The following is a 14,580-nucleotide window of genomic DNA, read 5'->3' on the forward strand; positions in this document are numbered from 1 at the left end:
ACAGGGCTCTACTCAAAGACCGTCTGCCCCCCAATGGGGGTCTCCAAGGCTTGTAGGGCCTTTTCCACAAGGCTCCGCCTCAGCGCCTTTTCCTCCGGGCCAGCGAGATGTGGGTCGCCAAAGGGGTGGGGAATGGCAATGGTCGGGACAATCCTGTTTCCGCCGACCGTTAAGGAAATCGGGACAATGGAACATGCATGCACCACCGTCATACCCGCCCGTTCTATCTCTTTTACCATCGTTGCCCCGCAACGAGTACAGGTTCCTCAGGTGGAGGTGAGGAGTACCGCCTGAACCCCGTCTGCCAGCAATATTTTAGCGATGGCCTGGCCATACCTTTGGGCACTTTCAACCGAGGTGGCATTACCAACCGTCGCATAGTACCAGTCATGGAGCGAGCCAATCGCCCCCTCTGACTCCAACTCGCGGACCGCATCCAGGGGGAGCACCCGATTTGGATCCCCATTGGCACAGGTGGGATCATAGCCCCCATGGACTGTTTGATGGCTCTGGGAGCTCAGCCTCTGCAGATTTTTGATGGGATAGCTGCCAAAACGCTGGGCATTGGCGGCTTCTATCTTATCGGGGTTACCGCGCGGCACGATGCCGCCGGAAGTCACCAGGGCCAGGCGGGCCCGGCGCATATCTGCAACAGGCGGGGCCGGGCGTACCCGATCAAAGACCGGCATGGGATACTCGCTCTCAAAGGGTTCACCCTGTAAGCGTTGCACCAGCATCTCCAGCGCTCGTTGCGCCCCAGTTTTAGCGGCACGGACATTCTTCCGGCGGCCCTGGGCAATATAGTGATCCTCCTCCGGCAGACAGCTCTCCCGGCGCACCAGCTTCAACCCCAGGGGGGTCATCCGCTGGATCGCCTCTGCCATCCCCCTGACGTCGTCACTGGTTTCGGCAATGAAAACGGTTTTTCGATAGAGCGCAACTGCCGGGTTTTCCGGAAACATGGCGGTGACCGCCGGGATACCCCAGCGTTCCTGCACCGCCTGACAGAGTGCCCCACAACCAATGCCGTAACGGCCGGCGTTGAAGGCCGGACCGGCCAGGAGGAGATCCGGTCTGCCGGCGTCATCCCCCTCAAAACAGGGCGCCAGCAGGTTCAGAATCTCCTGGACCGCCTTTTCGGTGTTCTCGGCCAGATAATTATCGCCAAAGATAAGCGTGCTCATCACCCGGAGCCCCGGAACACTGTTTTCAATGAGCAAGCCCGGCCCCTTGGGACCTTGCACCAGGGTAGGGGCGGCGCCTGCCTGCTCCTCTCCCCCCAAGCCACCAAAAAATTGATTGAGACAGTGAACGACCTTGTATGAAGTGGACATGGTTAGACCTCTCTGCAGCGAAGGGTGTGAAAGCCGAGTTGATTCGTCGAACCGATGATCGCCTGGAGTTCCACCTCCAGGCTGCCGTCCTGGTGCAGGCTGTGCGGATAGGCACCGGCCAGGCGGGTCAGATCCTCAAGTGGACCAAGCAGCCGTTCCATGGGAGGCAGGAGAATCCGTTCGTTGGCATTACCCACCGAAATCATGGCCCTGGCCTGGGGCGTCGCGTCTGCCAGGGACTGGGAAGCGCCATTATCACCGGCATATTCATCGGTAATCGACACCGTGAGGACGCCCGCCTCTTCCAGGCCCCGGATCAAGAGCATCTGGTCGGTGTCCGGATTGCCGAACCCCTCTTTACTGATGATGACTGCATCGGCCTTGAGTGTCTTGACCAGCTCAACCGCCTTTCGGGCTGAGGCCTCTTTAGCAGCCAGGCGCACCGGCTCGTTGGTCAGGACCACCCCCGCAAAGTTCAGCTCCTGCAAGTGATGTTGGTAGAGTTCCCGAACAAGCGGATTGTTCTGGTGGTGATAGGTGGTATTTTTATCACATGCGCTCACGCAGTTGCCTGAGGTGATCGCCCCATCCATCAGCAGCGGCAGGGGGATGATACAGGGCAACCCCTCTCGGGCATTGCGGCCCAGGACATAGCTATCATGCAAAAGCCCCTGACTCAGCAGCATGTAGAGATAGGCCACCCGCGGCAGCTTCGGCCCACCCTCCAGGGTATCAAGGCAGTGATAGCGCTCTACCTCGGCGGGCCTGAGCGTCCTGGCGGCCTCTGCCAGCAGGCCAGCTGCCTTCAAGCCCGCATGACGGACAACCTCCTCATGTGCATGGGGCGGCAACTCAGGGGCTACCTCAACCTCCACCACCAGGTTAAGGGTCCGGGAAAAGGGAGAATGCTCGGCACCGGCGCCACTCATGTCGATCAGGCCTTCCTGGAAGCCGACAATCTTGCCGCAGCTCACCACCGCGACATTGCGGAGGATATGGGTTCGGCCCTCGCCGACGCTGTGGCCGTCCACCTTGCAGCGTGGCTCGATAACGTCTTTCACGCAGATAATCCGGGTGGATTGGCCTGGTTTGGCCAAGGCGAGATTCAGGCCTTGAATCCTGTCATCCCCGCTCCTCAAGGCCTCCTTGAAGGCGTCCTGATCGACGACCAGGGTCGAACCGTGGACCCTGGTTTCCTGACCGAAAACGAGGTCTTTGATTTCGATATATCCAAGTTCTAACACCATCGTGTCTTCTCCTCTCCATGGATGACTCGTTTCAGTCAACCCTGTCTGGCGGAGCAAAACCACAGGAAGAACATGGGCTCACAACCTGAGCCACGAGCTTCCCCTCTGCTCGATCATGGCTTTGCCTGGGGAACCCTTAAGGCTATCTTATCACAAACCCTCTCTTTGCTGCAGTCTTTCTCTCTTCCGGCCCCCCTGCGGTTCCCCTTTGTCCGCCCCAGCTACCCCGGGGGCGAGCAGCTCATGCCTGAATCGAGTTCCCGGACAATGATACGGTTCATCGCCAACCAGGCTTGCGAAAGAGAGAATATCGACGCAGTCTGCGGCCTAAACCCTATCCTAAGCCCCATCCTAAGATCCATCCTAAGATCCATACCAAGGCCCATATTAACCTGGTGGGATTCTGGACATGGTGTAGAGTGGGGAAAAACAGACCGTCACCAAAGGACAGAGGAAGGAGCCATGACGAAGAGAGTACGATACAACATTATCTGGCAGGAATGCGGCGCCGACAGCCAGACCGCAGAGCGCTTCTTTGTGCCTGGTTTTGCGGGGCACCTGCCATTCTTTGTGGATGGTGAGGAACTCGAGGCCCTGGAAAGAGAGGAGAAACTGGAACTGCGGGAGGAGCACCTGCTCAAGGGGATCCTCTACGGGCTCTATGACCTGGAGCATCACCCGGAACCCCGGCACCGGCCAGAGGAGCGCGACACCCTCTGCTACCTCCTGGAGGTACTCAGAGACGGCTTCAGGTTTGATAGCCTGGAGACCATGATCCTCGATGTTGCCTGCAGTGTACGGGAGAACAATGGCCACAGGGCAAGCCGCATCATCCTGGAGGTCGGCAACACCCTTGCCGGCCAGTCGGCAAAGATCAAGAGCGACCTCATCTTTGACCTCTGGGCGCTTGCAGCTGAGCCAGCTGAGCACGCGAAAGAGGCGGCACGGTTTGAACAGATCAGCCGCCTGGTCGAACAGATAGACCTGACAGCCATCCAGGCCGCCGGCCGAGAGATTGTTTGCTACTATGGGCTGTGCGCACTGGTGCTGCTCAGGGATCAGGAGGCCGTGGATCGCTACCTGCCCAGATACATCTATCCCAATGTGACCAGCCCCCAACTCGTCCACAACATCAAGGCACTCCTGGAGCGTCCCGAGGCCTTTCGGCCGGCAGAGCTGAAGATAGGCTGACCGGCAGCTCCCCTGGAAAAACGGATCTCCCTTCAGCCAAGACACCACGCCTCCCCTGCTCCAGGGGAGGTTGAGCTGCAGGATATCTCCCCTTCATGATCCACTGCCCTCCAAGCCCCGCCATCCCCCCTTCCCGCCATCTGCCCCCCATCTCCCGATCCTTGCCTGCAATCCCACCAAGACAGCCCTGAGGCAAACCCGTCCCCACCCTTTTTTGCAACAATTCGTGCTGCTCCATATCACCCCCCCGCCCTCCTGTGCTACAATGTAGCCATACAGTCACCACCTGAAAAAGATACGTTTCTTGATCTATGTCAATGAAACCAGCCCCAACCAGGTCCATACTAGCTATCATCCGCGAGCTGCAGCGCCCTGCTGCCCAACAAGAATAGGGACCGACTATGCCTGTTTTCAGCTACCTTGCCACACCCAAGCGTGGTGCCAAAACGACCCTCTGTGTCGACCTGGCAGCGCTGCCCTACTGCGAAGTGATACCTGCCGATAACCAAGATCTGGTCGTCCTCATCACGGACACCCCGGATGAAACAAAGGAAAAAGAACTCCAGAAACGGCTGAAGAGCGTGCAATCTCTGCAGTCTCTCAGCTTGACCTTTGGCTATGACGACCACGAACAACCAGGGAGATAACGAGGTGACCATGAAGCTCAACAGACGACGGTTTATACGACATGCGGCCACCAGCAGTGCCATTGCAACCGCTGGAGCACTCTTCCCGGGAATCAGCTTTGGCAGCTGGCCGCAGCTGGCGAACAACTCAGGGCTCGTTTCCTGGCAAAAGGCTCCCTGTCGTTTCTGCGGCACAGGTTGCGGTGTGCTCATCGGGGTAAGCGATGGCCGTGCAGTCGCGGTCAAGGGTGACCCCAACTGCAGTGTCAACAAGGGGCTCTGCTGCATGAAGGGCTACCACTCGGTCCAGGCCCTCTATGGTAAGGATCGCCTGACCACCGCCCAGGTACGGAAGAACGGCACCCTGGTCGAGGTACCTATCCAGGAGGCCCTTGACCTGATTGCCGACAAACTCAAGACAACCAGAGAACTGCACGGCAAGGACTCGGTTGCCATCTACGGCTCCGGCCAGTGGACCATCCCGGATGGGTACGTGGCCTCCAAGCTCTTTAAAGGCTGTCTCGGCACCAACAACGTGGAAGCCAATGCCAGGCTCTGTATGGCCAGTGCCGTCACCGGCTTCATGACGAGTTTTGGTCTTGATGAACCCATGGGCTGCTATGAGGACATGGACCACGCCAATATCTTCGTCACCTGGGGCAACAACATGGCGGAGATGCATCCTGTGCTCTTTTCGCGGATGCTGGCCAACCGTAAACGCCGCACCAATGTCCGGATCATCGACTTTGCCACCCGCTCCACCAGGACCAGCCAGGCGGCTGACAAGTCCATCCTGTTCAAACCCCAGACCGACCTGGCCGTTGCCAATGCCATCTGTTACGAGATCATCAACAGGGATTGGGTCAACTGGGACTTTGTCAACCAGCACGTCTCCTTCCACAGGGGCAAGACCGACATCGGCTACGGCACCGAGGACCACTTTGCCTTCAAGGACCAGGCCGAGGCCATCAGCTTTGAGGAGTACAGCCGTTTTCTTGAAGACTATACCCCGGAAAAGGTGGAGAAGATCTCCGGTGTAGCGGCAAAGGATATCAAATACCTGGCTGCGCTCTATGGAGATCCGGCCCTCAAGGTGACCTCCTTCTGGTGCATGGGCATGAACCAGCACACCAGAGGCACCTGGATCAACAACCTGGTCTACAACATCCATCTGCTGACGGGGAAAATTTCCACCCCCGGCAACAGCCCCTTCTCGCTCACCGGGCAACCGAGCGCCTGCGGAACCGTTCGCGAGGTGGGCACCCTGACCCACAAGTTGCCCCATGGGGTGGTAATGAACCAGCATCACCGGGAGATGGCCGCCGGGATATGGGATGTGCCGCTGAGCAACATCGATCCCAAACCAAGCTACCATACGGTGGAGATGTTTCGCGCCCTGGACCGCGGCGATATCAAGTTCATCTGGATCCAGGTGACCAACCCCATGGTCACCATGCCCAATCTGCGGCGTTACCGTGACGGCGGCCTGAAGGGAGACCGTTTCGTTGTCGTTTCCGACGTCTACCCCACCCCGACCACCGATATTGCCGACGTGATCCTCCCGGCCGCCATGTGGGTGGAGCAGGAGGGGATGTTTGGCAACTCGGAACGGCGGACCCAACACTTTGCCCAGATCGTCGATCCGCCCGGCGAGGCCATGTCCGACACCTGGCAGATCATCGAGGTGGCCAGGCGACTCGGTTTTGAACAACAGTTCCCCTGGAGCAAAGAAGACTATATCGAAAAAATCTGGGAAGAGTACCGCAGGTTCCACGCCGGGCCAAAGCACGAGATGGCACCCTACTCCGTGCTCCGTGAGCGCTCCGGGGTACAGTGGCCCTATGTCAACGGCAGGGAGACCCGCTGGCGATTCAACCCCAAATATGATCCTGCCTGCAGCAATGGCAAAGACTTCGATTTTTACGGCAAGAAAGACAACCGTGCCTGGATCTGGGCCCGCCCCTACGAGCCGGCTGCGGAATCACCTGACAACACCTATAATTTCTGGCTCAACACCGGCCGGGTGATTGAGCACTGGCACACCGGCTCCATGACCAGACGGATACCGGTGCTCCACAACGCGGTACCCGCTGCCTACGTGGAACTGCACCCCGAAGACGCGGCAGAACTCGGGGTGGTCAACGGTGAAATGGTCAAGATCATCTCCCGCCGGGGGGAGGTCACCATGCCTGCCCAGATCCAGGGCAGAGGCGTGCCGGTGAGAGGGATGGTCTTTGTCCCCTTCTTTGACGAGAGTTACCTGATCAACGAGCTGACACTTGATGCCTTTTGTCCGATTTCCAAGCAGCCTGATTACAAAAAATGTGCAGTGCGACTGGAGAAAGCATGATGAAACAATCAGAAAAGAGGGGCTGGGTGGGGCCCTGTATTGCCGCATGCTGTATTCTCGGCGCTGCCGTCACCATCGGCTCCCCGAAGCACTCGGCAGCCATCGACCTCGGCAACTTCGATCACCAGGGCCAAAAGGTGTTCAGGAGCTATGAGGCGACCCCCGAGACCTACCTGGCTGCCGACTCAGGAGACAGAAACCTTGCCCGCTTCTATGAGCTGCGCCAGTACCCCGGGTCACCGCCACGGATCCCCCATGGGGTTGAAGCAAGTTTCAGCGGCGACGAGTCCAACTGCCTCTCCTGCCACGGCAAAGGCGGCTACAGTCCCGAATTCGGCAAATTTGTGCCTGTCACGCCCCATCCGGAAAACACCCTCTGCTACCAGTGTCATGCCCGGGTGATAACCGAGAAGGCCTTTGGAGAGAGCGATTGGCAATCGATTCGCCCGCCCAGGCTCGGACGCTCCTTTTTAAGCAGCTCGCCGCCGCCCATCCCCCACAGCCTTCAACTGCGGGAAAACTGTATCTCCTGCCACACCGGCCCGGGAGCCGTGGTTGAGATCCGGGTCGAGCACTCTAGCCGGGGTAACTGTCGGCAGTGCCATGTCCCGGCTGTACAGACGGCTCCTGTCAACGAGTTTGTACGGCCGGGACCGTAGGCTCAGCCCGCTGTACGCTACGAAGCCTATCAAGGAAACCACGAGAGCAGCTATGAACAGAGACACCATATTCCAGCTCAACAGAGGAGCCCTCCTTCCCACCCTGCTGGCAGCTCTGCTTTTCTCCAATGCCGGCCTTCTCTCGGCAGGAGAATCATCAGTAATCGAGCGGGTCAAGGCCAGAAAAGAACCCTTTGCCGATCCCCTGAGCAGCCAGCTCGGGCCTGTTCTCGAAAAGACGGTGTGGGCAAAAGAGGGGTATCAGGGAGGGGCCTTTCGAGTTCTGGCCAGAAAACAGGCCATCGCCCGTTTTCCCTGCAGCAGCTGCCACGGGGCCAAACCGGTTCTGGTCCGGCAGGCCTTTGAACTGACCCACGGCAATGTCATCCTCAACCACGGACAAGGTGAACGAGCGCTGAGCTGCAGCGATTGCCATACCCCTGAGAAGCCTCAGCTCCTTGAAGATAACAGGGCCAGAAAAATCGATTTTGACCACAGCTACCAGTTATGCGGCCAGTGCCACTTCCGCCAGAAACGGGATTGGCTTGGCGGCGCCCACGGCAAGAGGGTGAGTCGTTGGGCAGGTGAGCGCGTGGTCTACAGTTGTGCGTCCTGCCATGACCCACATTCGCCACGATTTGAACAACGATTCCCGGCCACCTACTCGGTACCGTTGGACTGACAGGGGTATCCTATGCGTTTGCACAAAAAAGACGATCCGAAACACCTTATCCAGGAGGTCCTGGAAAAACCAAGCAACAGGCGCTCCTTTCTCAAGGGGGTGTCCATAGCCGCAGCCGCCGGGAGTGCCGCCCTGACCGCAGGATGCATTCCCGACGCAGAAGGGACCGGCTTGGAAGAGGCCCGCTTGCGTTGGCAGGAGTTCTTCAAGAAAAATTACCGCTTGATGAGCCAGGAGGAGAAAGAACAGACCGTCAGGCGACTGGAGCGGCTGGCAAGCATCCAGGACCAGGCCCAACTGCAGATCGGCAGTGAGCCTCCGCTGGAAAAGGTCCTCTTTGGCTATGCCTTCAATATCAGCCGTTGTGAAGGGTTCATGGAGTGCGTTACCGCCTGCGTCAAAGAGAACAACCTGGACCGCAAGAGCAACACCCAGTATATCCGGATCTTTGAAATGGAGCCAGGGCAACTCGATCCCGGTACCGGCGATGGACAATTTTACCACAAGGTACCGGTCGACCATAAATTTTACACGGGAACCCAATGTTTTCATTGTGAAAATGCGCCGTGTACCAAGGCATGCCCAACCCGGGCCACCTGGAAGGAACCCGATGGTATTGTGGTGGTCGATTACGACTGGTGCATCGGTTGCCGCTACTGTCAGGCGGCCTGCCCCTATTACGGCAGAAGGTTCAACTGGGGCCAATCAGAAGTGCCCAAAGAAGAGGTCACCCCGAAACAGCATTACCTGGGCAACCGCAAACGGCCCAAGGGAAAGATGGAAAAATGTACCTTCTGTATCCAGCGTACCCGCAAGGGCAGACTGCCTGCCTGTGTGGAGGCCTGTCCCACCGGCTCACGGGTCTTTGGCAACCTGCTTGATCCGGACAGCGAGATCCGCTATGTCCTCAAACACAAGAAGGTCTTCAGGATGAGAGAGGAACTCGGTACAGATCCGAAATTTTGGTATTTCATTGATTGATGGTTCGTGAAAACAACTCAACCATCCCTGATGGCCATCAAGAGCAGCGCTGACTGTTACGAAGGCCATCGTTGATTGCAAGAGGAGCAACATGAGTGCAGCCCAAAAAAACCTCAGAACCTTTCTTGTGGACGCCATACGCTGGAATGTCAGCGGCGGCATAGGATTTCAGATCTTCCGCCTGCTGCTCTTCATCGGCATGGGGGTCGGCATCTATGCCTACTCATTCCAGGCACGGTACGGACTCGCAGTCACCGGCATGAACGATATCGTCAGCTGGGGCTTTTACATCTCCAACTTCACCTTTCTCGTCGGAGTTGCGGCTGCCGCGGTCATGCTGATCCTGCCGGCCTATATCTTTCATGACCCCGATTTCCACCGGGTGGTCATCATCGGGGAAGGGGTTGCGGTCGGCGCCCTGGTGATGTGCCTCTGTTTTATCCTGGTGGACCTGGGAGGACCGCTCCAGGCCTGGCACCTGATCCCAGGCATCGGGATCTTCAACTTTCCCTCCTCCATCCTTGCCTGGGACGTGCTGGTGCTCAACGGCTACCTGCTCCTCAACGCACTGGTCCCGGCCTACATCCTCTACTGCCACTACCGGGGCAAGACAGCGGATGAACGGAAGTATCGCCCCTTTGTCTTCCTCTCTATCTTCTGGGCATTTTCCATCCACATGGTCACAGCCTTTCTCTATCAGGGTCTACCGGCCAGACCCTTCTGGAACAACCCACTCATGGGACCCCGTTTTCTCGCCTCCGCCTTTGCCGCAGGCCCGGCGCTCATTGCCCTGATCCTGGCCGTGATCCACAACAGCAGCAGTTACAAGATTGAGCGCACGGTCTTTAACAAGCTGCGCCTGATCATTGTCGTCTCAGCGATTATCAACCTGATCATGCTCTTCTCTGAGATCTTTAAAGAGTTTTATTTTCCAACCCACCACTCAAGCTCTGCCATCTACCTCTTCTTCGGAATGGATGGGCACAACTCACTGGTCCCCTGGATCTGGAGCTCGGTGGGCGTCAACTTCCTCGCCACCCTGGTGCTCGCCTTTAACCCCGGCAAGAACAATCCCAGGGTACTGCTGCCTGCCTGCGGCTTCCTGTTTGTGGCGATTTGGATGGAAAAAGGTATCGGCCTGATCGTTCCCGGCCTGATCCCCAGTCCGCTGGGAGAGGTGGTCGACTATCTGCCGACCTGGGTTGAACTGGGCGTGACCCTGGGCATTCTCTCCCTGGGGATAACGGTGGTCAGCTGGCTGATCAGAACAGCCCTGATCATCGAACAGGACTATGCACAGCAGCTGCAACAGGAGAGGCTCCCCTGAAAAGACACCCCCAGCACTCAAAAAAAAGGGGGGGGAGAGGCTGCCGAGGCCCTGAGCCAGACCTTCAGCCAGCAGAGAGCCGGCGGACAGCCTGCGGTCCCTGCAGCCACGGCCGCCTCTCCTGCTCAGGACCCTTCCAGCCTGCCCCGGCTGAAAGGCAAGGGTCCAGGTACTTGCTGCACCCTTGCCGGTTACAGCAGGCATCCGGCAAGCCCTGGGGACAGGCCCTAGACCCCGAGGGTCTGGGCGGCTCTATCGTAGTCATCCTCCTTGACATAGATGAGATAGCCGAAACTCCCCTGGCCATCGGTAACTCCGCTGGCAGCATAGACGTTGACGTCCGCCTCAAAGAGTTGCTGATGGAGCTGCGCCAACGCCCCCAGCTCATCGTCCCCCTGAACGAGGAGCGCATGATGAGGCCCGTCAATAACCATTGCAGCCAACCCGGCCTCATGGATCAACTTCAGGGGATCTTCAGGAAAGATTGCCAGCTGGGTCGAATTCGGACCAATGGGTACGGCAGAGAAGGCCAGCTGATTTATCCCCATATCAGCCAACATGTTGAGCAGTTTATAGGCCTCTCCTGGTTGATCTTTGATGGTGGTATAAAAATACTGAACTCTTTGAATGGTAAACGGCATATCTCCTCCTCGACTCATTGCTTGAATGCAGGATCGTGATCACCCGTTAACAATATAATTATAAGGGGTTGCCCTCAAGGGTGTCAATCTTCACCTCTCTTTTTGGCCCTGCCCGAGGCTGATAACAGCTCTGACAGCGAAGAACACCGGTGCGCCGGACGCACATCCAGGCCTTGACCTGAGACGACCGTAAGCAGGCGAGACAGGCCCTTGTTTGCCACTAGCTGTTTCCTTAAAACAGCTGAACTTCCTGGCCGAGATCCCGGCAAACCGCGCTGCCCATCCGGCCAAGGTAAGCGACTGATTCGATGGAGAGAGCACCCTTAAAAGGGGTAAGGGGGCTGAGCTGAAGAAGATCTTTTAGAGGAGGCTTCTCGATCTGAAGTGGACGCCCGGAGCGGATTGGCCTGAACGCACCCAAAAGACTGCTGAAACCACTCTTTCCCCGACAGGAGCGAAGGTTTTTGCACCTTGCACGGACATAGCGACCGCTTGCACCGGCCCCAGGCCTGCATTAGGGTAGTCACCAGGAGTATCAACCAGTCACCCCATTCCCCAGGCCCCCGGATCGATGATACGATACATACTCTTCCTGCTCTTGGCAGTGCCGCTCAGTGGCTGTGAAGATACCAACCTGCTGATGCTGAGCGATGCCGCCAAAGATGGAGTTACCGCCATCAGCCTCTCTGATCACGATGTCACGGCCCTGGCCCGACAGGCGGCGGCGGTATCCGACCGTCAACGGCAACTCGCGCCCGCAGACAGCAGCTATGCCCAGCGCCTGGGGCGCCTCACCAGGGGTAAGGTAAAAAGAGATGGCCACGGCTTCAACTTCAAGGTCTACCTGAGCAGGGAGGTCAACGCCTTTGCCCTGGCCGACGGCAGCATCCGGGTAAACAGCGGCCTGATGGAGCTGATGAGTGATCCGGAACTGCTCTTTGTCATCGGCCACGAGATGGGCCATGTGGTCAACAGCCACTCCCGCAAACAGCTGGTTCTGGCCTATGCGGCCAGTGCCCTGCGCAAGGGAGTGGCCTCCCAGGAGAACGAGATCGGCCTGATGGCCCGCTCGCTGCTGGGTGACCTTGCCCAACGACTCAGCCATGCCCAGTTCTCCCAGCATGAAGAACGACAGGCCGATCACTACGGGGTCGCCTTCCTGGAGGCGGAAGGCCATGACCGCAGCGCTGCGATCTCGGCCCTGGAAAAGCTGGCTCTCCTGGCCAGAGAACACAGCCTGCTCTCCACTCATCCTGATCCTGCAACCAGGGCCAGGCAGCTGGTCCAGGACAGGGAGGAGAATGGTGACGAGCAGGTCTCCATCCTGGTGCGCCTGCTCACCACAGCCAAGCTCGTCCTCCTCTGGACCGTTCGACAGGCCTGGAACCTGGGCCAATGGCTGCTCCAGCGGCTGCTCTCCTGGTGGTGAATTTCTGCCCTCGAGTCCGACCAGCCGGCAGCAGAGCGAGTCATCCCCTCGGCCGGGTCTTCACTCTCCCCTGCCCTGGATTTCTAAAACAGCCGATCCGGGGACAAAGGATACTTTTCCACCAGGCAGAGATCTTCGCCTTGCACAAGCCCCTCCAATGACGTACAAATGACCTGAAGGCAGGGACAGCAGGGCGAACTTAACATCAGGAGATAAATGATGAACATCGTGCGTCGTTTGGTCATAACCATGGTCGTGGCTGCCGCTTTTTTGGGCAGTTGCTGTTCCTTGCTGTATGCCGAGGATTTCAGCAAACCCGATGAGCTGGTGGCGAAATCCACGGCCGTATTCAAGAGTTTCATGGCAGATCCGGAGATGGAATGGTTCAAAAACCATCTGGATCGCGCCAAGGGGGTATTCATCGTGCCCCAGCTACTCAGGGGCGGCTTTTTTATCGGCGGCTCAGGAGGGAGCGGCATCCTGATGGCCCAGGATGCCAAGAGCGGCAAGTGGAGTTATCCGGCCTTCTACACCATGGGCTCCATCTCTTTCGGACTCCAGATCGGAGCAGACGCGAGCGAGGTGATCCTCCTGGTGATGAGCGACAAGGGCTTGGATGCCATGCTCTCCACGGAGTTTAAACTCGGAGCCGATGCCGCGGTCGCCGCCGGTCCGGTGGGAGCCAGCGCCAAGGCCCAGACCGCAGACATCCTTGCCTATGGCCGCTCCAAGGGCGCCTTCATGGGCTTGAGCCTGGAAGGGGCCGTTATCTCGGTGCGCGACTCCTGGAACAGAGAATACTACAAGAAGGCAGTTCGGCCGGTTGAGATTGTCATCCAGCAGAGTGTGGTCAACTCGGGAGCCGATCCCCTCCGGCAGGCCCTCCCCTAGCCCCTCCCCCCCTGCCGGCAAGCTAGCTCTGTACCTCTAAGCCAGAGCCTTCAGCCCTCTGTCCCCGGCCCCAGCAATGCCTGCCCCGGAAGCCAGGAAGACTTCCGGGGCAGGCACCGGCAGACAGGCCGACCCGAGCCGATGCCCAGGGTCCGTCGCAACAGCCTCCCGCCCGGCTCTGCTCCGCACGCTTACTGTAGAGACGGTCCCTGCCGGTCCCCAGGTAGCCCCTCATCAAAACCATAGAAAAAGAACAGACAAGCGATAGTCGCTTTCCCCAGGCCATGAGATCAGGTACACTGGACTGCTCCAGTCCATCCCCCTTTGAAGGAACAACGACCCTTTTTTTACCACTATGAAAATCCGCAGACTGACCCCGGCTGAACACCCTAAGGCCCTTGCCCTCCTTAAGAAGGCATTCCCCGGCAGCAGCCATGAGAACCGCCTCTTTACCAACCTTCACCAGCAGTCCAGGGTCCTGGACGAGTGGATCTGTATCCATCGCCACAGGGCCATCGCCTACATCGCCTACTCCCGCGCCTATCGGCAGGAAGAAATCTGCGGCCTGCACCTGGCCCTGGTAGCGGTGGCACCGGAGCTGCAAAACCAGGGGATCGGCTCGGAGCTGATCCGTTTTTCCCTGCGTCAGCCGGAAATAGAGGCACAGCCGCTCTATGTCCTGGGCGCAGCCGGCTTCTACCAAAAATTCGGCTTTGAGCCCTGCTCCACACCTCTCTCCCCCTTTGCCACCAACAAGCGGCGCCTCCTCACCATCCGCAACCCTGACTCCCAGGCCTTTCAGCTGGGCTATGAGCCGGAGTTCACCTTGGCCAGCCGGCCAAGGCCACGGAGCGGACAACAGCGTCGAGGCTGAACAGAGAGCACAGGGCAAGACCTGAGCAGAGGATCCACACCCCATAAGCGAGCACAAATCCAGGCTCAATCTGCCAGGAAGGGAGAGGAGCCACCTCAAACCTTGAGCCTGCCGCAGCCTTTCTCCCAAGATATATCCAGAACGCCCGCCTGTTCCCCCCTTGGTGCTGGGCAGAGCCGCTGCCGGCAATTTTCTTGCCATCCCCAGCAGCATCCTATATATCGGAACAAGAGCAGGATGACGACGACACCCTCCACAGGAACGGAACATCAGGCACAAGGAACAAGGGAAGCAAGGGGAAACTGCGGTTCACCGAGACTCTTCCCGGTAACGAATCGCCTCTGCTGA

General features: G+C 58.4%; 13 protein-coding genes. 10 read left to right on the plus strand and 3 right to left on the minus strand.

Annotation, left to right across the window (positions count from 1 at the left end; all coding sequences use genetic code 11):
• Nucleotides 1–8: 8 nt before the first annotated feature.
• Together G494_RS0115265 and G494_RS0115270 are read right to left on the minus strand one after the other, a co-directional pair.
• Nucleotides 9–1,334: a glycine/betaine/sarcosine/D-proline family reductase selenoprotein B gene (locus tag G494_RS0115265; RefSeq protein ID WP_084456937.1), complete on the minus strand. Its 1,326-nt coding sequence runs from the start codon at nucleotides 1,332–1,334 to the stop codon at nucleotides 9–11.
• A gap of 2 nt (nucleotides 1,335–1,336) precedes the next feature.
• On the minus strand, nucleotides 1,337–2,581 hold the full coding sequence (locus tag G494_RS0115270) for a glycine/sarcosine/betaine reductase component B subunit (protein WP_028585218.1): 1,245 nt from the start codon (nucleotides 2,579–2,581) through the stop codon (nucleotides 1,337–1,339).
• Between the two features lie 462 nt (nucleotides 2,582–3,043).
• On the opposite strand from G494_RS0115270, the gene G494_RS0115275 reads away from it, so the two are divergent.
• The 7 genes from G494_RS0115275 (at nucleotide 3,044) to dsrP (ending at nucleotide 10,397) form a co-directional block, all read left to right on the plus strand.
• A complete protein-coding gene (locus tag G494_RS0115275; RefSeq protein WP_028585219.1) occupies nucleotides 3,044–3,772 on the plus strand; it encodes a hypothetical protein in 729 nt (242 codons plus the stop codon).
• Nucleotides 3,773–4,173: 401 nt separating this feature from the next.
• Nucleotides 4,174–4,419 carry a hypothetical protein gene (locus tag G494_RS0115280; protein ID WP_028585220.1) on the plus strand — a complete coding sequence of 82 codons (246 nt, stop codon included), beginning with the start codon at nucleotides 4,174–4,176 and terminating at the stop codon, nucleotides 4,417–4,419.
• A 10-nt stretch (nucleotides 4,420–4,429) separates the two neighbouring features.
• A complete protein-coding gene (locus G494_RS0115285) occupies nucleotides 4,430–6,748 on the plus strand; it encodes a molybdopterin-dependent oxidoreductase (RefSeq protein ID WP_028585221.1) in 2,319 nt (772 codons plus the stop codon).
• Entirely contained in the window at nucleotides 6,745–7,407 is a 663-nt protein-coding gene (locus G494_RS25655) for a cytochrome c3 family protein (protein ID WP_161630004.1), read from the plus strand. The genes G494_RS0115285 and G494_RS25655 overlap by 4 nt, the downstream gene beginning before the upstream one ends.
• A gap of 52 nt (nucleotides 7,408–7,459) precedes the next feature.
• A complete protein-coding gene (locus G494_RS25660; protein ID WP_051305747.1) occupies nucleotides 7,460–8,089 on the plus strand; it encodes a hypothetical protein in 630 nt (209 codons plus the stop codon).
• Between the two features lie 12 nt (nucleotides 8,090–8,101).
• Nucleotides 8,102–9,070, plus strand: a complete 969-nt coding sequence (locus tag G494_RS0115300; RefSeq protein ID WP_051305748.1) for a 4Fe-4S dicluster domain-containing protein — start codon at nucleotides 8,102–8,104, stop codon at nucleotides 9,068–9,070.
• Between the two features lie 91 nt (nucleotides 9,071–9,161).
• The gene (dsrP, locus tag G494_RS23825) at nucleotides 9,162–10,397 is read left to right on the plus strand and encodes a sulfate reduction electron transfer complex DsrMKJOP subunit DsrP (RefSeq protein WP_035246933.1); all 1,236 of its coding nucleotides are present in this window, start codon (nucleotides 9,162–9,164) and stop codon (nucleotides 10,395–10,397) included.
• 227 nt (nucleotides 10,398–10,624) lie between these two features.
• On the opposite strand, the gene G494_RS0115310 is transcribed toward dsrP, so the two are convergent.
• Nucleotides 10,625–11,038 carry a hypothetical protein gene (locus tag G494_RS0115310; protein WP_028585223.1) on the minus strand — a complete coding sequence of 138 codons (414 nt, stop codon included), beginning with the start codon at nucleotides 11,036–11,038 and terminating at the stop codon, nucleotides 10,625–10,627.
• A 571-nt stretch (nucleotides 11,039–11,609) separates the two neighbouring features.
• Here G494_RS0115310 and G494_RS23830 point away from each other — a divergent pair.
• From G494_RS23830 to G494_RS0115325, 3 genes are all read left to right on the plus strand, one after another.
• Complete coding sequence (locus tag G494_RS23830) at nucleotides 11,610–12,467, plus strand: M48 family metalloprotease (RefSeq protein ID WP_051305749.1); 858 nt, start codon at nucleotides 11,610–11,612, stop codon at nucleotides 12,465–12,467.
• Between the two features lie 216 nt (nucleotides 12,468–12,683).
• The gene (locus G494_RS0115320; protein ID WP_028585224.1) at nucleotides 12,684–13,358 is read left to right on the plus strand and encodes a lipid-binding SYLF domain-containing protein; all 675 of its coding nucleotides are present in this window, start codon (nucleotides 12,684–12,686) and stop codon (nucleotides 13,356–13,358) included.
• A gap of 355 nt (nucleotides 13,359–13,713) precedes the next feature.
• Entirely contained in the window at nucleotides 13,714–14,232 is a 519-nt protein-coding gene (locus tag G494_RS0115325; RefSeq protein WP_028585225.1) for a GNAT family N-acetyltransferase, read from the plus strand.
• Nucleotides 14,233–14,580 lie beyond the last annotated feature (348 nt).

Origin of the sequence: Desulfogranum mediterraneum DSM 13871 (assembly GCF_000429965.1) — a bacterium.
Taxonomy (GTDB): domain Bacteria; phylum Desulfobacterota; class Desulfobulbia; order Desulfobulbales; family Desulfobulbaceae; genus Desulfogranum; species Desulfogranum mediterraneum.

What these genes read in the sequence shown, in the direction of transcription:
- G494_RS0115270 (WP_028585218.1), bottom strand. Translation starts at nt 2,581, where the DNA reads ATGGTGTTAGAACTTGGATATATCGAAATCAAAGACCTCGTTTTCGGT.
- G494_RS0115275 (WP_028585219.1), top strand. Translation starts at nt 3,044, where the DNA reads ATGACGAAGAGAGTACGATACAACATTATCTGGCAGGAATGCGGCGCC.
- G494_RS0115280 (WP_028585220.1), top strand. Translation starts at nt 4,174, where the DNA reads ATGCCTGTTTTCAGCTACCTTGCCACACCCAAGCGTGGTGCCAAAACG.
- G494_RS0115285 (WP_028585221.1), top strand. Translation starts at nt 4,430, where the DNA reads ATGAAGCTCAACAGACGACGGTTTATACGACATGCGGCCACCAGCAGT.
- G494_RS25655 (WP_161630004.1), top strand. Translation starts at nt 6,745, where the DNA reads ATGATGAAACAATCAGAAAAGAGGGGCTGGGTGGGGCCCTGTATTGCC.
- G494_RS25660 (WP_051305747.1), top strand. Translation starts at nt 7,460, where the DNA reads ATGAACAGAGACACCATATTCCAGCTCAACAGAGGAGCCCTCCTTCCC.
- G494_RS0115300 (WP_051305748.1), top strand. Translation starts at nt 8,102, where the DNA reads ATGCGTTTGCACAAAAAAGACGATCCGAAACACCTTATCCAGGAGGTC.
- dsrP (WP_035246933.1), top strand. Translation starts at nt 9,162, where the DNA reads ATGAGTGCAGCCCAAAAAAACCTCAGAACCTTTCTTGTGGACGCCATA.
- G494_RS0115310 (WP_028585223.1), bottom strand. Translation starts at nt 11,038, where the DNA reads ATGCCGTTTACCATTCAAAGAGTTCAGTATTTTTATACCACCATCAAA.
- G494_RS23830 (WP_051305749.1), top strand. Translation starts at nt 11,610, where the DNA reads ATGATACGATACATACTCTTCCTGCTCTTGGCAGTGCCGCTCAGTGGC.
- G494_RS0115320 (WP_028585224.1), top strand. Translation starts at nt 12,684, where the DNA reads ATGATGAACATCGTGCGTCGTTTGGTCATAACCATGGTCGTGGCTGCC.
- G494_RS0115325 (WP_028585225.1), top strand. Translation starts at nt 13,714, where the DNA reads ATGAAAATCCGCAGACTGACCCCGGCTGAACACCCTAAGGCCCTTGCC.